The following is a 17,663-nucleotide window of genomic DNA, read 5'->3' as shown; positions in this document are numbered from 1 at the left end:
CAGGCCGTTCCCCGACCGTAGGACGTGACACAGCGTCACGATCACCACGGGAGGGGAACGGTCATGGAGACCAGGGAACGGGGTGCCGCGGCAGCGGTCCGCAGAGGGGCCCGGCGGACGGCGACCGTCGCGGCGGCGGTCACGCTGTCGGCGGCCGCCGGGATGTTCGCCCTGATCGGCACGATGCACTCGGCCACCGACACGGCGGCCGGCACCAGCAGCAGCACCAGCACCAGCGCCGGCACGAGCACCAACACCGGTACGAGCGGCAGCTCCGACGACTCCGCGAGCCTGCAGTCCTCGGACGGTCTCGCCTCCTCCTCCGGCGGATCCACCGACGCCACCTCGGGGGCATCGTGAGAACCGCCGCCGCCGACTGGCGTGCCCTCGGCACCACCGTCCGCCTGGTCGTCACCGACCCGGCCCTGCTGGACTCCTGCAACCTGCTCCTGGCCCGCCACCTCGCCGAGGTCGACGCGGCGTGCAGCCGCTTCCGGGACGACTCCGAGCTGACCGCCCTCGACACCGCCGCCGGCCGCCCGACCCGGGTCAGCCCGCTGCTCGCCGAGGCCCTGGCCGTGGCCCTGCGCGCCGCCGAGGCCACGGACGGTGCCGTGGATCCCACGGTCGGCTCGGCACTCGATGCGATCGGCTACGACCGCGACTTCACCCTGGTCGGCGAGGACGACCGCCCGGTGGCCCTGCGCCTGCGCCGGGTCCCCGGCTGGCGCCGGGTGCGCCTGGACCGCGCGACCGGCACCGTCACCGTCCCCGAGGGCGTCCGCCTCGACCTGGGCGCCACGGCCAAGGCGTGGGCCGCCGACCGGGCCGCGGCCACCCTGGCCCGTGCGGCGGGCTGCGGGGTGCTGGTGAGCCTGGGCGGCGACACCGCCGTCGCGGGCGAGGTACCGGCCGACGGCTGGCAGCTCCGCGTGCAGGACGTCACGGGACCGGTCGGCCCACCGCCCGCGCAGGGCTCGTACGACACCGTCGCCCTGCGCCACGGCGGCCTCGCCACCTCCGGCACCACCGCCCGCCGCTGGCGCCGCGGCGGCCACGACCTCCACCACATCGTCGACCCGCGCACCGGACTGCCCGTCCGCACCCCCTGGCGCACGGTCTCCGTGTCCGCTGCGACCTGCGCGGACGCGAACGCGGCGAGCACGGCGGCGCTGGTGAAGGGGGAGGGGGCGCCGCGCTGGCTGACCCGGCTCGGGCTGCCGGCCCGGCTGGTGCGGCAGGACGGGCTCATCCTCACGACACCGGGGTGGCCGACGTCGGCTCGTGCGGAGGTCGCCGCATGACCTCCGAGACCCTCTGGTACGCCAACCGGGCCACGGGCGCCGTCTGCCTCGCGCTGTTCACCCTGGTCGTCCTGCTCGGCATCGCCGTCCGCCTGAGGACCAGACTCCCCGGCCTGCCCCGCTTCGGCACCGTCTCGCTGCACCGCACGCTCTCGCTGTCCGCCACGGCCTTCCTGGCGCTGCACATCGGTGTCGCGGTGATTGACGGCTATGTGAACATCGGCGCCCTCGACGTCCTCGTCCCCTTCGTCTCCGACTACCAGCCCCTGTGGCTCGGCCTCGGCACGGTCGCCGTGGACCTGATGCTCGCGGTCCTGATCACCAGTCTGCTCCGCGAGCGCGTCGGACAGCGCGCCTGGCGTGCCGTCCACTGGCTGGCGTACGCCTCCTGGCCCGTCGCCCTGGCCCACGGCCTCGGCATCGGCACGGACACCGGCACCGACTGGATGACGTGGCTGACGGTCTGCTGTGCGGCCGCCGTCCTCGCAGCCCTCGGCATCCGCGTGGCGCACTCCGCCCGAGCCGCCCGCCGCACCCCCGCCGCCCTTCTCCGCACGGCCGAAGGAGCCCGCCCGTGACCGCGACCTTCCCCGACCTCCACATGTCCCCGCGGCTGCTCGCCCCCGGCGCCACCCCGGCCGACCACACCACCCACGTGCGGCGCTACGGCCCCCTCGCGTACGGCGACCCCGCCGGGCTGCTGCGCACCCTCGCCGAGTCCGGGCTCACCGGGCGCGGGGGAGCGGCGTTCCCGGCGTACCGCAAGTTCGTGGCGGTCGCCGACGCGGCCCGGCGCACCGGGCGGGCGCCCGTGGTCGTGGCCAACGGCGCGGAGAGCGAACCCGCGAGCCACAAGGACCGCACCCTGCTGAGACTGTCCCCGCACCTCGTCCTGGACGGGCTCCAGGTGGCGGCCTCTGCGCTCGGCGCGGAGGAGGCGCATCTCGCGGTCGAGGACGGCGCCTCCTGGCTGGAGGCCGCGCTCGCCGAGCGGCACGACCCGCTGCCCGTGACCGTCGTACGACTGCCCCGCCGGTTCCTCGCCGGACAGGCCTCGGCCCTCGCCCGGTACGTCTCCGGCGGCCCCGCCCTGCCCGCGCACCCCGACCCGCCGGTCCGCGAGCGCGGAGTGCGCCGGGCGCCGACCCTGGTCCAGAACGTCGAGACCCTGGCCCACCTCGCGCTGATCGCCCGCTACGGCGCCGACTGGTTCCGCGCCGCCGGCACACCGGCCCAGCCGGGCAGCGCGCTGTGCACCCTGCACGTACCCGGCCATGAAGTCCGGGTGGTGGAGGCCCCGTTCGGCATGCCACTGTCCCGGCTGCTGCCCCTGAACGACACAGCGGCCGTCCTCGTCGGCGGCTACCACGGCACCTGGATCCCGACCCCCCAGGCAGCCCAACTCCCCCTCGATGCCAGCACCTTGGGCGCCGGAGTCCTGGCCGCCCTCCCCGTCGACCGCTGCGGCCTCACCGAGACCGCCCGCGTCCTGCGCTACCTGGCCCTCCAGTCGGCCGGCCAGTGCGGCCCCTGCCTCAACGGCCTCCCCCGCATCGCCGCCGCCTTCCGCACCCTGGCCGAGCCCGGCCCCCAGGGCGCCACCCGCGACGACATCACCCGCTGGACGGGCCTGACACAGGGCCGCGGCGCCTGCCACCACCCCGACGGCACGATCCGCCTGGTCCGCAGCGCACTGACCACGTTCGCGCCCGAACTCGACGCCCACGCACGGGGCTTGTGCACCGCGACCGACCCGACACCCTTGCTGCCCGTTCCCCAGGAGACCTGACATGGACCAGCGAATCGACATCGACTGGACAGCCTGCGAGGGCCACGGCTTGTGCGCCGAACTCCTACCGGAACACATCACGCTGGACGAGTGGGGCTACCCACTCGTCGACGGCACTCCGCTACCGGCTCGCGCGGTGAAACGGGCCCGCAGGGCAGCGTCGGATTGTCCAGTGCTCGCTTTCAAACTGGGGACGAGTCACGAAGGGGCGCGGGGAACTGCGCGATCAGCCCCCACCGGCCCGCGGATGACAGAGCGCCTGCACCGCCCCTAGAGCCAACCCGCGAACTCCAGCAACAACTCCGCATCCTTCGGCCGCCCCACCCGCAGCGCCCGAACCCCCGACTCCACGGCCCGGAACAACGTCCACCCCCGCAGCCGCTCCTGATCCACATCCAGCGACTCGGCCAACCGCTTCACGCGCCGCCGCGTCGTGGCCGCCCCCGACGGCGAGGCAATGAGGTCCTCCACCCGATCCCGAACCAACCGCGCCAGATCAAAGGCACACTCACCAACCACCGGATCGGGCCCCACGGCCAGCCAAGGCATCCGCTCCCCGGCAAGTACCTTGCTCTGCCGAAAGGTCCCATGCAGCAGCCGATCCTCGGGCGGCGCCGCCGACAACTCCGCGCGTGCGGCCAACGCGGCGTCGACCAACTCCGCCACTTCGGCCAAGGCGGACGCAGTCGCCCGCATCGCCTCCGCCTGCCGCCCCGTCCGCTCGGCCACCGTCTCGAAGGCGTGGCCACCCGGCGGCTCCACCCACAGCCGCCGCAGCGTCCCCGCCGCCTCCAGCAGCGCCTTCGCCTCCGGCAGCGACCGCACCGACACGTCCGGGTGCAGCCGCTCCAGCAGCAGCACCCCCTCGGCGGCGTCCTCGGCATCCGTCTCCAGGAGCTGTACGGCGCCCAGGCCGGCCCAGTGCGCCAGCGCGGCCCGCTCGCTCTCGGGACGGGCCCGGGCCGGGGCCAGCTTCAGTACCGCCGGGCTGTCGTCCGCCCGCCGGACCAGCACCACCAGGCTGCTGCGCCCGCCGGGCACCTGGACCCGCTCCACGGCCAACTCGCGCCGGGCGACCGCCCGCTCGGCCGTCCCGGGCAGCCGCGCCAGCCAGTCGTCCCCGGCCGGCGCCGTCTCACCGAGCGCCCGCACCAGCCGCTGGGGCGGTTCGAAAGCCATGCGCGAGTTGTTCCCTTCCTCCTGGGCCTGCCGTACGGGCGGCTACACGATCACGTCGTCGGGGACGCCGAGGTACGGGGGCCGGCCGCACCTGCGTCGTCACCGGCCCGCTCGGCGAGCCCAGGGAAGGCTACGCTCTCCCCGCTCCAGCCCACCGCCCGCACCGCCGCCTCGCGCAGCGCCGCGGCTGCCGAGCCACGCCGCGCGCCGGTCGCCGCCCGCACCAGGTCCGAGTACACCCCGGCCACCCGCTCCTCCAACTGGGCGGCCAGCCGCACCGCTGCGGCCGCGTCCGGCACCTGGAACGGCAGCGCGTACGCGGCGCTCGCGGCCACCGGCACACCGCCCAGATCGCGTACCTCGCGCACCAGCGCGTCACGGCGGGCGCGATGCGCGTCGTACGCCGCCCGCGCCTGTGCCCGGCGCCGCTGGTCGATCCGCCCGCCGACGACGCCGTACCCGTACACCGCCGCGTGCTCCGCGCCCAGTGCCGCCTGCAGCGCGGTCAGCTCGGCCTTCTGGGTCTCGTCGGTCACTTGGCCCCCTCGGTCAGCAGGTACGCGTGGGCCGCCCCGGCCGCCGCCACCGACGCCATCAGCCGGGCCAGTTCGCCCGGCACGTCCAGCAGGGCCTCGGTCCGCCGGTCGGCGAGGCCGCGCTCGGCGGCGGCGAGATCGGCGAGGGCGTCCTTCTCGGCGGCCGGCACGGCCGGGGGAGTCGCCGTGGAGGCCGTGGGGGAGGGGGACTTGGTGGCCGTGGCCCCGGCGCCCCCGAACGCCTGCGCGTGCGCCGCCACCTCCGCGCGCAGCGGGCGCAGCCGCTCGGCCAGCGCCGGATGGGCGGCGAGCACGGCGTCGTAGCGCTCCAGCAGCCCCGCGCTGTCCTCGGCCGCACGCGCGCGTGCCCGTTCGGTCGCCGAGGGGGTGTCGCCGCCCCCGGAGTCCGGATCGGCCGAGCAGCCCACCAGCAGGGCGGCCGCGGCGGCCGACGCGAACAGGGATCTTCTGCGCGGCCCCGAGGGGGTGCGCGGCGGCGGAGGGTACGGCACTGCAGACGTCCTCGGGGAACTCGTACGAAAGGAAGAAGAAGGAAGAAATACGAAAGGAAGAACAGCGACGGGCGGCACGCCCGTGATCACGGTACCCGCGCGCCCCGCGCACACCACTCACCGGCACCGCGCGTACACAGGTGGACGGCAACACTCCCCTCGACCGGATACCCTTTGACCAGACACGCGACCCATCCCACAACAGCACACGCGGCCGAGGAGTCACCCGGATGAGCACCACCCAGAGCGAGAGGCTGCGAGAGCTGCTGGAACCGCTCGTCACCTCCCAGGGGCTGGATCTCGAAGAGATTGCCGTGGACTCCGTCGGACGCAAGAGGGTGCTGCGCGTGACCGTCGACTCCGACACCGGAGCCGACCTGGACCAGATCGCCGATGTGAGCCGCGCGCTCTCGGCGAAGCTCGACGAGACCAACGCGATGGGCGACGACGCCTACGACCTGGAAGTCGGGACCCCCGGCGCCGAGCGCCTCCTCACCGAGCACCGCCACTATGTGCGTGCCGTGGACCGCCTCGTGAAGTTCCAGCTGGCCGAGGACGGCGAACTGGTCGCGCGGATCCTCACGGTCGACGACGAGGGCATCGACGTCGAGGTGCCCGGGGTGAAGGGCCGCAAGGCGACCGCCCGCCGGCTCGGCTTCCCGGAGATCGCCAAGGCGCGCGTTCAGGTCGAGTTCAACCGCAAGGACAAGAAGGACATGAAGGAAGAGGAGGAGGCGTAGCCGTGGACATCGACATGAGCGCCCTGCGGGGCTTGGTTCGGGAGAAGGAGATCTCCTTCGACCTGCTGGTCGAGGCGATCGAGTCGGCCCTCCTCATCGCGTACCACCGCACCGAGGGAAGCCGCCGGCACGCGCGCGTGGAGCTCAACCGGGAGACCGGGCACGTGACCGTGTGGGCGAAGGAGGATCCCGAGGACCTGGAGGAGGGGCAGGAGCCGCGCGAGTTCGACGACACCCCGTCGGGCTTCGGGCGGATCGCCGCCACCACCGCCAAGCAGGTGATCCTGCAGCGGCTGCGGGACGCCGAGGACGACGCCACGCTCGGCGAGTACGCGGGGCGCGAGGGCGACATCGTCACCGGAGTGGTCCAGCAGGGCCGCGACCCGAAGAACGTGCTCGTGGACATCGGCAAGCTGGAAGCCATCCTGCCGGTGCAGGAGCAGGTGCCCGGTGAGTCGTACCAGCACGGCATGCGGCTGCGCTCGTACGTCGTCCGGGTGGCCAAGGGTGTGCGCGGCCCGTCCGTGACCCTCTCCCGTACACATCCCAATCTGGTGAAGAAACTCTTCGCCCTGGAGGTGCCGGAGATCGCCGACGGGTCGGTCGAGATCGCGGCCATCGCCCGTGAGGCCGGCCACCGCACCAAGATCGCCGTACGGTCCACCCGTTCGGGCCTGAACGCCAAGGGTGCCTGCATCGGCCCCATGGGCGGCCGGGTGCGCAACGTGATGGGCGAGCTGAACGGCGAGAAGATCGACATCGTCGACTGGTCGGACGACCCGGCCGAGATGGTGGCGAACGCGCTGTCACCCGCCCGGGTGAGCAAGGTGGAGGTCGTGGACCTCGCCTCCCGCTCCGCCCGGGTGACCGTGCCGGACTACCAGCTGTCGCTGGCGATCGGCAAGGAAGGGCAGAACGCCCGGCTCGCGGCCCGGCTCACCGGCTGGCGGATCGACATCCGTCCGGACACCGAGCAGGCCGGGGAGCCCGCCGGGGAATAGATCTCGGCCGCACGCCGCTGAGATCACGACAGCCTGCAGCAGGCAACTGTTCGACTTTTCCCCCGAAGGGGTGAGGTCGGTACGGGGAGGTAGACTTAGGAGTGTCTGGCCGGACGCGTGCCCGCGCATGCCCTGAACGCACCTGTGTGGGGTGCAGGCAGCGAGCGGCCAAGGACGATCTGCTGCGCATCGTGGCGGATCAGGAACAGTGCGTTCCCGATCCTCGCGGTACGCTGCCCGGCCGGGGTGCCTATGTACACCCCGACCTGGTCTGTCTCGACCAGGCGGTACGCCGCCGGGCGTTCCCACGGGCGCTGCGCGTCCCGGGGCCGCTCGACATAAAGGCGTTGCGCCGGTACGTCGAGCAGTCAGACAGTTGCTGAGCAGGCAACACAGTAAGAAAGCGAGCCGTACGGATCCTCCTGTACGGCCTGGTACACCTCGCGAGTCGAAAGCAGGTCGAGATTGCGATGAGCACTCGATGAGTACGCGATGAGTACGCCCATGAACTAGCGACGGTCCGGCTTCCCCGGACCTCAAAGGAGCGAAGTGGCTAAGGTCCGGGTCTACGAACTCGCCAAGGAGTTCGGTGTTGAGAGCAAGGTCGTCATGGCCAAGCTCCAGGAACTCGGTGAATTCGTCCGTTCGGCGTCTTCGACTATCGAAGCGCCTGTCGTACGCAAGCTGACCGACGCCTTCCAGGGTGGCTCCGGCAAGTCCGCCGGCAAGCCCGCCCCGCGCAAGGCCGCCCCCAAGCCCGCCGCGCCCTCTCCGGCGCAGGCGGCCCGTCCGGCTGCTCCGAGGCCGGCGGCCCCCAAGCCTCCGACGGCTCCGCAGCCCGCTGCTCCGGCGGCGGCCACGACTCCGTCGGCCCCTCTGACCCCCTCGCCGGCCCCGGGCCCGCGTCCGGGTCCGAAGCCCGCGCCGCGTCCGGCTCCGGCCGCCCCGGAGTTCACCGCTCCGCCGGCCGCTCCGGCCGCACAGGCTCCGGCCGCGCAGGCCCCGCAGGCTCCGGCCCCGCAGGGTCAGCGTCCCGGCGGCGCCCGTCCGGGCGCGCCGCGTCCCGGTGGCCGTCCGTCGGCTCCCGGTCAGGGCCAGGCCCGTCCGGGTCAGGGTGCCCCGCGCCCCGGTGGCCAGGCTCCGCGTCCCGGTGCCCGTCCGGCCGGTCCGCGTCCGGGTAACAACCCCTTCACCTCCGGTGGCTCCACCGGCATGGCCCGTCCGCAGGCTCCGCGCCCGCAGGGCGGACCCCGTCCCGGCGGCCACGGTGGCCCCGGTGCCCCCGGCGCCGGTCCCCGTCCGCAGGGCCCCGGTGCCCAGGGCGGCGGTCCGCGTCCGCAGGCTCCGGGCGGTGCCCGTCCGTCGCCCGCCGGTATGCCCCGTCCGCAGGGTGGTCCGCGTCCCGGCCCGGCCGGTCCGCGTCCTAACCCGGGCATGATGCCGCAGCGTCCCGCTGCCGGCCCGCGTCCCGGTGGCGGTGGTCCCGGCGGCCGCGGTCCCGGTGGCGGCGGTCGTCCCGGTGGTGGCGGCGGCGGTCGTCCGGGTGGCGGCGGCTTCGCCGGTCGTCCGGGTGGCGGCGGTGGCGGCTTCGCCGGTCGTCCCGGTGGTCCCGGTGGCGGTGGCGGCGGCTTCGCCGGTCGTCCCGGTGGTGGTCCTGGCGCCGGTACCGGCGGCGGTGGCCGTCCCGGCTTCGGTGGTCGTCCCGGTGGTCCCGGTGGCCGTGGTGGCACGCAGGGCGCCTTCGGTCGTCCCGGTGGTCCCGCGCGTCGTGGTCGCAAGTCGAAGCGGCAGAGGCGCCAGGAGTACGAGGCCATGCAGGCCCCGAGCGTCGGCGGCGTGATGCTGCCGCGCGGCAACGGCGAGACCATCCGTCTCTCCCGCGGCGCGTCGCTCACCGACTTCGCGGAGAAGATCAACGCCAACCCGGCGTCCCTCGTCGCGGTCATGATGAACCTCGGCGAGATGGTCACGGCCACGCAGTCCGTCTCCGACGAGACGCTGCAGCTCCTCGCGGGCGAGATGAACTACCTGGTTCAGATCGTCAGCCCCGAGGAGGAGGACCGCGAGCTGCTCGAGTCCTTCGACATCGAGTTCGGCGAGGACGAGGGCGACGAGGAGGACCTGGTGGTCCGTCCGCCGGTCGTCACCGTCATGGGTCACGTCGACCACGGTAAGACCCGACTGCTCGACGCCATCCGCAAGACGAACGTCATCGCGGGCGAGGCCGGCGGCATCACCCAGCACATCGGTGCCTACCAGGTCTCGACCGAGGTCAACGACGAAGAGCGCAAGATCACCTTCATCGACACCCCGGGTCACGAGGCGTTCACCGCCATGCGTGCCCGTGGTGCGAAGTCGACCGACATCGCGATCCTGGTCGTCGCGGCCAACGACGGCGTCATGCCGCAGACGGTCGAGGCGCTCAACCACGCCAAGGCGGCCGACGTCCCGATCGTCGTCGCGGTCAACAAGATCGACGTCGAGGGCGCCGACCCGACCAAGGTGCGCGGTCAGCTGACCGAGTACGGCCTGGTGGCCGAGGAGTACGGCGGCGACACCATGTTCGTCGACATCTCCGCCAAGCAGGGTCTGCACATCGACTCGCTGCTGGAGGCCGTGGTCCTCACGGCCGACGCCTCGCTCGACCTGCGGGCCAACCCGGCCCAGGACGCGCAGGGCATCTCGATCGAGTCCCGTCTCGACCGCGGCCGTGGTGCCGTGGCGACGGTCCTCGTCCAGCGAGGCACGCTGCGGGTCGGCGACACGATGGTCGTGGGCGACGCCTACGGTCGCGTGCGCGCCATGCTCGACGACAACGGCAACAACGTCGCCGAGGCCGGCCCGTCGACGCCGGTCCAGGTCCTGGGCCTGACCAACGTCCCGGGTGCGGGCGACAACTTCCTGGTGGTGGACGAGGACCGTACGGCCCGTCAGATCGCCGAGAAGCGCGCCGCCCGTGAGCGCAACGCCGCGTTCGCCAAGCGCACGCGCCGCGTCTCCCTCGAGGACCTGGACAAGGTGCTCAAGGCCGGCGAGGTCCAGCAGCTCAACCTCATCATCAAGGGTGACGCTTCTGGTTCCGTCGAGGCGCTCGAGTCCTCCCTGCTCCAGCTGGACGTCGGCGAAGAGGTCGACATCCGCGTCCTGCACCGCGGCGTCGGTGCGGTCACGGAGTCGGACATCGACCTGGCGATGGGCTCCGACGCCATCGTGATCGGCTTCAACGTCCGTGCGGCCGGCCGCGCGGCGCAGATGGCCGAGCGCGAGGGTGTGGACGTCCGGTACTACTCGGTCATCTACCAGGCGATCGAGGAGATCGAGGCGGCCCTCAAGGGCATGCTCAAGCCGGAGTACGAAGAGGTCGAGCTCGGTACGGCGGAGATCCGCGAGGTCTTCAAGTCGTCCAAGCTGGGCAACATCGCCGGTGTCCTCATCCGGTCCGGCGAGGTCAAGCGCAACACCAAGGCGCGCCTGGTCCGCGACGGCAAGGTCATCGCCGAGAACCTCAACATCGAGGGTCTGCGTCGCTTCAAGGACGACGTCACCGAGATCCGCGAAGGCTACGAGGGTGGTATCAACCTCGGAAACTTCAACGACATCAAGGTCGACGACGTCATCGCGACGTACGAGATGCGGGAGAAGCCGCGGGCGTAACGCCTACGGTTCGCTGCTGGCCGACGGGACTCCGGTCCTGTCGGCCAGCAGGCCGTTCCTGGGGGCTCCGCCCCCGGGCGGGAGCCGCAGCCCAGGGTGCGGTAAAACCCCGTCGAGCCTCCGGCAGGAACGGGGTACCGTTCTTGATGTCCCCGGCCCGCACGGGTCCGGGGCCATCGATCCCGTACCGGCGGGTGAACCGGCTACACACATGTACGTGGGGACTCTGTCCTTCGACCTCCTCCTCGGCGACGTCCACTCGCTGAAGGAGAAGCGCTCCGTCGTCCGCCCGATCGTCGCCGAACTCCAGCGGAAGTACGCCGTGAGCGCGGCCGAGGTGGACCACATGGACCTCCACCGGCGAGCGATCATCGGCCTGGCCATGGTCTCCGGCGACGCGGCGCACCTCACCGACGTACTGGACCGGTGCGAACGGCTGGTCGCCGGCCGCCCCGAAGTGGAACTGCTGTCCGTGCGACGGCGCTTCCACGGCGACGACGACTGACCACAGAACGAGAAGAAGAAAGAACGGGAGACGGACCAGTGGCCGACAACGCGCGGGCGAAAAGGCTGGCGGACCTCATCCGGGAGGTGGTGGCCCAGAAGCTGCAGCGCGGGATCAAGGACCCGCGGCTCGGCTCGCACGTCACCATCACGGACACCCGGGTCACGGGTGACCTGCGGGAGGCGACCGTCTTCTACACGGTCTACGGGGACGACGAGGAGCGGACGGCCGCGGCCGCCGGCCTGGAGAGCGCCAAGGGCATCCTGCGCTCCGAGGTCGGCCGCGCGGCCGGCGTGAAGTTCACGCCGACCCTCACCTTCGTCGCGGACGCCCTCCCCGACACCGCCCGGACCATCGAGGACCTCCTCGACAAGGCACGGCAGTCCGACGCGAAGGTCCGCGAGGCCTCCGCGGGCGCGTCCTACGCGGCCGGCGCGGACCCGTACCGCAAGCCGGCCGAGGACGAGAGCGCCGAGACGGACGGCGACGCCGCGGAATGACCCAGAAGCACACCACGCCCGACGGCCTTGTCATCGTCGACAAGCCGTCGGGCTTCACTTCGCACGACGTGGTCGCCAAGATGCGCGGCATCGCACGCACGCGCCGCGTCGGCCACGCCGGCACCCTCGACCCGATGGCCACCGGCGTCCTCGTCCTCGGTGTGGAGCGCGCCACCAAGCTCCTCGGGCACCTCGCCCTCACCGAGAAGGAGTACCTGGGCACCATCCGGCTCGGCCAGAACACCGTCACCGACGACGCCGAGGGGGACATCACCTCCTCCACCGACGCGTCCAAGGTGACCCGGGACGCCATCGACGCCGGCATCGCCAAGCTGACCGGCGACATCATGCAGGTGCCGTCCAAGGTCAGCGCCATCAAGATCGACGGCGTACGGTCGTACAAGCGGGCCCGCGAGGGCGAGGACTTCGAGATCCCCGCCCGGCCGGTGCGCGTCTCCTCCTTCACGGTGTACGACGTCCGGGACGCCGTCGCCGAGGACGGCACCGCCGTGCTCGACCTGGTGGTCTCGGTGGTCTGCTCGTCCGGTACCTACATCCGCGCCCTCGCCCGCGACCTCGGCGCCGACCTGGGCGTCGGCGGCCACCTCACCGCGCTGCGCCGCACCCGCGTCGGGCCGTACAAGATCGACTCCGCGAAGACGCTGGACCAGCTCCAGGCGGAGCTGACCGTCATGCCGATCGCCGAGGCCGCCGCGGCCGCGTTCCGACGCTGGGACGTGGACGCCAAGCGCGCCCGGCTGCTCCTCAACGGCGTCCGGCTGGAGATGCCCGAGACGTACGCGGGCGCCGGCCCCGTCGCCGTCTTCGACCCCGAGGGCCGCTTCCTCGCGCTGGTCGAGGAGCACAAGGGCAAGGCGAAGAGCCTGGCCGTCTTCGGCTGACCGGCGTCCGGACCGCGCGGCTCCACGGGTACCAGCCCGTGGAGCGGCGGCCACGGGGTACTGCCCTTGCCGCCGCTCCACGGTCCCCCCTCGGTTCCCCCACCCCTAGGGTGTATCCAGCCGCCCCCGCCTATTCACCCGACCGGGCAGGCGCTCGGAGTGAAGCGGGGGAGCGGAAGGGGGCGCTTTCACCCCGCGTGCTGTCCCGCTGATCACCACGCCCCTACCGTCGATCGCGAGGGCACGTGTACGGGCGGGGAGGTACGGCCATGGCAGGTCGGGTCGGCGATGCGAACCGTACCGGCGTCTTCGGCCGGGTCCCGGACGAGAGCCGCAGGGACCGGGACGAGAGCCGCGGGGACCAGGACGAGAGCCGTAGGGGCCACGACGAGCGCCGTAGGGACGGCACGGACTGTGCCGACGGTCCGCGCACGGACCGTGCCGACGATCCGGCTCGCACAGACGTCCTCGTCCGGATCCGCGACCTGGCCGGCCGCCCCCGCGGCGTCGGCTTCCTGGCCGACCATCACGGCACCCTCCTCACCAGCCACGAGGTCGTCGACGGACTCGCCCGACTGGTCGTGCACACCGCCACGGACCGCACCCTGGTGGTCGACGCCGCCGACGTCACCCCGCTGCCCGCGCTCGGCCTGGCCCTGGTCCGCACCGAGGGCCTGGATGTGGACCCCCTGCCGCTGACCGTCCGGGAGCGCGTCGAGGCCGGCACCTACGTCCGGATCGCCGCGGGCTGCTGGCGCGAGGCACGGGTGCTGGCCGCCACCCAGGTGACGTACACCGCCACCGACCGCTTCCACCTCGTCGAGGACGCCCTGGAGCTGGCCATCGGCACGGCGGGCCGGGACGCGCTCCGGCTCGGCGGCGGCGCCTGCGGGGGACCGGTGCTGGACGCGCGGACCGGCGCCGTCCTCGGCGTCCTCGGCACGGCCCTGCACTCCACCGCGCCCTCCCCTCTGCACTCCGCCCAGCGCGACGCCTGCTTCGCGGTACCGCTCCGGCCCGCCGACGGCCCGCTGGCCGAGCTGCTCGCCCGCAACGCGGCCACCGTGCCCGCCTACGGCGCCGACCTGAACCTGGCCGGCGCCCTGGAGCTGACCGCCACCTCGGTGGGCCAGGACGGCCCGCCCGGCGCCCTCGCCGGGCACGTCGGCACCGCCGGCCCCGGCCGCCTGCAACCGGTCGAACGCGCCGACGTGGCACGGGAGTTGTCCGACTTCGCCGACGGTGAACCCGACCGTGCCGTGCTCGGTCTGGTCGGCGCCCCGGGCAGCGGTCGTACCACGGAACTCGCGGCCCTCACCGCCCGTCGGGGCCGGGCCGAGCGGCCCGCGCCCACGCTGTGGCTGCGCGGCGCCGACCTGAGGGACGCCGACGACTCCGTGGCCGACGCGGCCCGCCGCACCCTCCAGCGCGCCGCCCGGATCGTGGCCGCCTCCCGCTGCGTGCACCCCGCCGACCTCGGTGACCTCAGCCCCGAGCGCCTTGCCCGCCTCGCCGGGCGGGCCGGCCGCCCGCTGCTGCTCCTGCTCGACGGCCCGGAGGAGATGCCCCCCGTACTCGTACACCGGCTGCCCGAGTGGACCAAGGGGACGGCCGCGTGGCTGCGGGAGACCGGGGCGCGGCTGGTGGTGGCCTGCCGGGAGGAGTACTGGGAGCGCGCCGCGGCCGAGTTCCCGGCGGACCGGCTCCCTTGGCCCGCCTGCGTACGGCTCGCCGACCTCACCGAGGACGAGGCCCGCCGGGCCCGGGCCCGCTACGGCATCCCCGACGGCGCCCTCACCGACCGCGACGCCCGGCACCCGCTCACCCTGCGCCTCCTCTCCGAGGTCCGTGCCGCCCTCCCGGACGTCCCGCCCACCGGGCCGCTCGACCGGCACGAGGTCTTCGCCGCCCACCTCGACCTGATGTGCCTGCGCATCGCGGTCCGCCTCGCCGCCGAGAACGGGCTGCGCGGCACGGCCGTACGGCGGCTCGCGGCCCGGGTGGCCGGGCAGGTGCACGAGGCCGCCCGGTGCAGCCTCGGCCCCGGCCAGGGCGAGCTGGACCGGGCCTCCTTCGAGGCGGTGTTCCCCTGGGGGCCCGCCCCGGCCCGGCTCGGCGGCGGCTCCGGCTGGGCCTCCGCCGTCCTCACCGAAGGCCTGCTGGTCCCGGCCGGCAGCGGCTACCGCTTCGCGTACGAGGAGCTGGCCGACTGGATCCAGGGCATGCACCTCGACCTGGACGAGGCCCTGCACGCCCTGGTCCACCGCCCCCGCACCCCGCAGGAAGCGCACCCGCTCCCCGTCCCGCACCACCGGATCGGCCCCGTCGTCCAGGCCATGCTCCTCCTCGGCCGCCAGCAGGGCCCCCATCAACTCTCCCACCAGCTACGGGAGTTGGTGGACGCCCTGGACCTGGACCCCACCTCCTGGTGGGCCGCCCGGCTGCTCGCCCACACCCTCCTCCAGCTCCCGGACGCGACGCCGTACACCGACGTACTCCGCCTCCTCGCCGACCGCATCGTCGGCTGGCGCCTGGCCCGACGCCCCGTACCGTCCGACTTCGGCCCCGCCTTCTGGACCGCGCTGCCCCTCCCTGATGCGGAGCGCTTCGCACTGCTGCGGGTGCTGGTCCTGGCGGACGGGGAAGCGTCGAACCCGGGGTCCGTCGCCGGGGGTGAGCGCCACCTGGACGCCGTGGCCCGGCTGCTCGGCGCCGAGCCCGCTGTCGTACAGCCGCATCTCACCCGCTGGTTCGACGACGAGCGGCCGTTGCCCGCGACGCCGCACGCCACCGTGGCGACCGCCGCGCAGGCCCTGCTGCACACCCACCGGCACGGGGCCCTGGACGACCTCACCGAGGTGCTCGTGGAGAGCGCGCACCGCAGGGCCGACGAGCTGCTCGCCGTCCTCGCCGAGGACGAGCCCTCGGCGCTCTGCCGGGCCGTCGACCGCTGGGCGCACGACGAGCGCCCCGCCCGCCGGGTCGCCGCGGTGGCGTACGGGCTGCGCGCGGCCCCCCACGTCCGCTCGGCGGCCGACCGTGAACTGCTGCGCTACGCCGCCCTCGCCCTGCTCGCCCGCCCCGCCGACCGCACCCTGCACGGCGGCGCCCTCGCCCTCCTGGTGCGCGACCCGGACACCCGCGACCGGAATCTCGCCGAGGCCCTGCGCCACTTCGCCGAAGGCGACCCGCAGTTCCCGCCCGCCGCCCTGGTCCCGGCCCTGACCAGCCACACCGAGCCCGTCCTCGAGGCCTTCCGCGCCCGCCTGCGCGGCGCCCCTGACGCCGGGGAGACGCTCCGCACCCTCGCCGACGTCACCACGCCGGCCCTGGCCGGCCGGGTCGCCGCCCTCGTCCGGGAGGCCGCGGCGCTGCGGCCGGAGACCGCCGGACACGTGGCCGCGTACGTCGACCGCCGCCTCGACCACGGCCCCGCCGCCCGCCCCGTCCTGCTGCCCCTGGTCACCGGCCTCCTCGACGGCGGCCCTGTGGGGGTCCGGGCGGCCCTCGCCACCGTGCTCGCCGCCCCCGGCACCCCCGCCTCCGGCCCCCTGCGCCGCGAACTGCTGGACTTCCTGCTCGCCCACGAGCACGAGCCGGACGTCCTGGACGCCGTCCTGCAGGCGGCGGCCCCGCACGGCGAGGGCCGCGACGCGGAGCTGCGCGCCCTGGTCCACCGCACCGGCCTGCTCCTCGTCCGCACCCCCGACGGCGCGACCCGGTTCGACTGGGGCCTGGTCGTCCTGGCCCGGCACGTGCCCGGCTTCGCCGCCCGGATGGCCCGCTGGCTGGGCGAGGCCCCTCAGGACTGGGCCGCGGTGGTGGGCCCCAGCACCCGCCGCGTGATCGAGAACCTGGCCGGGGTGCGCGTACCGGCCTGACCGGCCGCCGCGAACGTGCGCCCGGTCACAGCCCCCATGCCGATGCCGGGCCGGGGCACCCGGCATGGCACCCTTAGACCTGCACAAGAGGTCAACGGTAGACACGGACACGGGTTCGAGGAGCGGTCACAGTGCAGCGCTGGCGTGGCTTGGAGGACATCCCCCAGGACTGGGGGCGCAGCGTCGTCACCATCGGTTCCTACGACGGCGTTCACCGCGGCCATCAGCTGATCATCAAGCACGCCGTCGACCGCGCCCGCGAGCTGGGCGTCCCGGCCGTCGTCGTCACGTTCGACCCGCACCCCAGCGAGGTCGTCCGCCCCGGCAGCCACCCGCCCCTGCTCGCCCCGCACCACCGCCGCGCCGAGCTGATGGCGGAGCTGGGCGTCGACGCGTGCCTCATCCTCCCCTTCACCACCGAGTTCTCGAAGCTGTCGCCGGCCGAGTTCGTCGTCAAGGTGCTGGTCGACAAGCTGCACGCCCGGGCGGTCGTCGAGGGCCCGAACTTCCGCTTCGGCCACAAGGCGGCCGGCAACGTGGAGTTCCTCACCGAGCAGGGCAAGATCTACGACTTCGAGGTCGAGGTCGTGGACCTGTACGTCACCGGTGAGGCGGGCGGCGGCGAGCCGTTCTCCTCGACCCTGACCCGGCGCCTGGTCGCCGAGGGCGACGTGGCCGGTGCCCGGGAGATCCTGGGCCGCCCGCACCGGGTGGAGGGCGTGGTGGTCCGCGGCGCCCAGCGCGGCCGCGAGCTGGGCTTCCCCACGGCCAACGTCGAGACGCTCCCGCACACCGCGATCCCCGCCGACGGCGTGTACGCCGGCTATCTGCACGCGCAGGGCGAGGTCATGCCGGCCGCGATCTCCGTCGGCACCAACCCGCAGTTCGACGGCACCGAGCGCACGGTGGAGGCGTACGCCATCGACCGCGTCGGCCTCGACCTGTACGGCCTGCACGTCGCCGTCGACTTCCTCGCCTACGTCCGCGGCCAGGCGAAGTTCGAGTCGCTGGAGGCCCTGCTGGAGCAGATGGCCGAGGACGTGAAGCGCTGCCGGGAGATCGTGGCGGCGGAAGCGTAGGCCTTCGCTTCGCTTCTCCTCGGCTTCGCTTCTCTTCGACTTCGCTACGACACGAAAGGGCGGCCGGTGCGGTGAGCACCG

At 73.8% G+C, this 17,663-nt stretch carries 17 protein-coding genes; 14 read left to right on the top strand and 3 right to left on the bottom strand.

Translation table 11 applies throughout. The annotated features are described in order from the left end of the window. The first annotated feature begins 63 nt into the window (after window positions 1-63). Genes BEK98_RS48725 through BEK98_RS36615 form a run of 5 tightly spaced genes read left to right on the top strand, consistent with a single transcriptional unit; the run spans window position 64 to window position 3,367 of the window. Window positions 64-360: a hypothetical protein gene (locus BEK98_RS48725; protein ID WP_143684206.1), complete on the top strand. Its 297-nt coding sequence runs from the start codon at window positions 64-66 to the stop codon at window positions 358-360. After that, window positions 357-1,304 carry an FAD:protein FMN transferase gene (locus tag BEK98_RS36630; RefSeq protein WP_167444343.1) on the top strand — a complete coding sequence of 316 codons (948 nt, stop codon included), beginning with the start codon at window positions 357-359 and terminating at the stop codon, window positions 1,302-1,304. Before BEK98_RS48725 ends, BEK98_RS36630 begins: the two co-directional genes overlap by 4 nt. Continuing rightward, a complete protein-coding gene (locus BEK98_RS36625) occupies window positions 1,301-1,882 on the top strand; it encodes a ferric reductase-like transmembrane domain-containing protein (RefSeq protein WP_094221072.1) in 582 nt (193 codons plus the stop codon). The genes BEK98_RS36630 and BEK98_RS36625 overlap by 4 nt, the downstream gene beginning before the upstream one ends. After that, a complete protein-coding gene (locus BEK98_RS36620) occupies window positions 1,879-3,093 on the top strand; it encodes an NADH-ubiquinone oxidoreductase-F iron-sulfur binding region domain-containing protein (protein ID WP_208643334.1) in 1,215 nt (404 codons plus the stop codon). The genes BEK98_RS36625 and BEK98_RS36620 overlap by 4 nt, the downstream gene beginning before the upstream one ends. 1 nt (window position 3,094) lies before the next feature. Next, window positions 3,095-3,367 (top strand): ferredoxin, encoded by a 273-nt coding sequence (locus BEK98_RS36615; protein ID WP_094221071.1) that lies wholly within the window; start codon window positions 3,095-3,097, stop codon window positions 3,365-3,367. On the opposite strand, the gene BEK98_RS36610 is transcribed toward BEK98_RS36615, so the two are convergent. Genes BEK98_RS36610 through BEK98_RS36600 form a run of 3 tightly spaced genes read right to left on the bottom strand, consistent with a single transcriptional unit; the run spans window position 3,364 to window position 5,320 of the window. Further along, a complete protein-coding gene (locus tag BEK98_RS36610; protein ID WP_094221070.1) occupies window positions 3,364-4,272 on the bottom strand; it encodes an aminoglycoside phosphotransferase family protein in 909 nt (302 codons plus the stop codon). The genes BEK98_RS36615 and BEK98_RS36610 overlap by 4 nt on opposite strands. A gap of 50 nt (window positions 4,273-4,322) precedes the next feature. Further along, a complete protein-coding gene (locus BEK98_RS36605; RefSeq protein WP_094221069.1) occupies window positions 4,323-4,808 on the bottom strand; it encodes a ferritin-like domain-containing protein in 486 nt (161 codons plus the stop codon). Further along, window positions 4,805-5,320, bottom strand: coding sequence for a hypothetical protein (locus BEK98_RS36600; protein ID WP_094221068.1), 516 nt, complete (start codon window positions 5,318-5,320; stop codon window positions 4,805-4,807). The genes BEK98_RS36605 and BEK98_RS36600 overlap by 4 nt, the downstream gene beginning before the upstream one ends. A 230-nt stretch (window positions 5,321-5,550) precedes the next feature. Here BEK98_RS36600 and rimP point away from each other — a divergent pair, with 230 nt between their 5' ends. From rimP to BEK98_RS36555, 9 genes are all read left to right on the top strand, one after another. Next, window positions 5,551-6,060, top strand: coding sequence for a ribosome maturation factor RimP (gene rimP, locus BEK98_RS36595; RefSeq protein ID WP_094221067.1), 510 nt, complete (start codon window positions 5,551-5,553; stop codon window positions 6,058-6,060). A gap of 2 nt (window positions 6,061-6,062) precedes the next feature. Then, window positions 6,063-7,061 carry a transcription termination factor NusA gene (gene nusA / locus BEK98_RS36590; protein ID WP_094221066.1) on the top strand — a complete coding sequence of 333 codons (999 nt, stop codon included), beginning with the start codon at window positions 6,063-6,065 and terminating at the stop codon, window positions 7,059-7,061. 101 nt (window positions 7,062-7,162) lie between these two features. Further along, complete coding sequence (locus BEK98_RS36585; protein WP_094221065.1) at window positions 7,163-7,444, top strand: YlxR family protein; 282 nt, start codon at window positions 7,163-7,165, stop codon at window positions 7,442-7,444. A 166-nt stretch (window positions 7,445-7,610) separates the two neighbouring features. Beyond that, window positions 7,611-10,715, top strand: coding sequence for a translation initiation factor IF-2 (gene infB, locus BEK98_RS36580; protein ID WP_094221064.1), 3,105 nt, complete (start codon window positions 7,611-7,613; stop codon window positions 10,713-10,715). 211 nt (window positions 10,716-10,926) lie between these two features. Further along, the gene (locus tag BEK98_RS36575; RefSeq protein ID WP_067008837.1) at window positions 10,927-11,220 is read left to right on the top strand and encodes a DUF503 domain-containing protein; all 294 of its coding nucleotides are present in this window, start codon (window positions 10,927-10,929) and stop codon (window positions 11,218-11,220) included. 38 nt (window positions 11,221-11,258) lie between these two features. Continuing rightward, window positions 11,259-11,720, top strand: a complete 462-nt coding sequence (gene rbfA, locus BEK98_RS36570) for a 30S ribosome-binding factor RbfA (protein WP_094221063.1) — start codon at window positions 11,259-11,261, stop codon at window positions 11,718-11,720. Then, window positions 11,717-12,622: a tRNA pseudouridine(55) synthase TruB gene (gene truB / locus BEK98_RS36565; RefSeq protein WP_094221062.1), complete on the top strand. Its 906-nt coding sequence runs from the start codon at window positions 11,717-11,719 to the stop codon at window positions 12,620-12,622. The genes rbfA and truB overlap by 4 nt, the downstream gene beginning before the upstream one ends. A gap of 269 nt (window positions 12,623-12,891) precedes the next feature. Next, on the top strand, window positions 12,892-16,503 hold the full coding sequence (locus tag BEK98_RS36560) for a S1 family peptidase (protein WP_244202125.1): 3,612 nt from the start codon (window positions 12,892-12,894) through the stop codon (window positions 16,501-16,503). Between the two features lie 131 nt (window positions 16,504-16,634). Beyond that, the gene (locus BEK98_RS36555) at window positions 16,635-17,582 is read left to right on the top strand and encodes a bifunctional riboflavin kinase/FAD synthetase (RefSeq protein ID WP_094221061.1); all 948 of its coding nucleotides are present in this window, start codon (window positions 16,635-16,637) and stop codon (window positions 17,580-17,582) included. Window positions 17,583-17,663: the final 81 nt, after the last annotated feature.

The organism is Streptomyces diastatochromogenes, assembly GCF_002242805.1.
Taxonomy (GTDB): Bacteria; Actinomycetota; Actinomycetes; order Streptomycetales; family Streptomycetaceae; genus Streptomyces; species Streptomyces diastatochromogenes.
Note: the sequence above shows the minus strand (reverse complement) of the source record. Positions and strands in the feature narration are given on the sequence as shown.

Bases quoted from the DNA above. Each gene is read 5' to 3' on its own strand.
- BEK98_RS36625 (WP_094221072.1), top strand. From the start codon at position 1,301: ATGACCTCCGAGACCCTCTGGTACGCCAACCGGGCCACGGGCGCCGTC.
- BEK98_RS48725 (WP_143684206.1), top strand. From the start codon at position 64: ATGGAGACCAGGGAACGGGGTGCCGCGGCAGCGGTCCGCAGAGGGGCC.
- BEK98_RS36560 (WP_244202125.1), top strand. From the start codon at position 12,892: ATGGCAGGTCGGGTCGGCGATGCGAACCGTACCGGCGTCTTCGGCCGG.
- BEK98_RS36610 (WP_094221070.1), bottom strand. From the start codon at position 4,272: ATGGCTTTCGAACCGCCCCAGCGGCTGGTGCGGGCGCTCGGTGAGACG.
- BEK98_RS36615 (WP_094221071.1), top strand. From the start codon at position 3,095: ATGGACCAGCGAATCGACATCGACTGGACAGCCTGCGAGGGCCACGGC.
- BEK98_RS36575 (WP_067008837.1), top strand. From the start codon at position 10,927: ATGTACGTGGGGACTCTGTCCTTCGACCTCCTCCTCGGCGACGTCCAC.
- rimP (WP_094221067.1), top strand. From the start codon at position 5,551: ATGAGCACCACCCAGAGCGAGAGGCTGCGAGAGCTGCTGGAACCGCTC.
- truB (WP_094221062.1), top strand. From the start codon at position 11,717: ATGACCCAGAAGCACACCACGCCCGACGGCCTTGTCATCGTCGACAAG.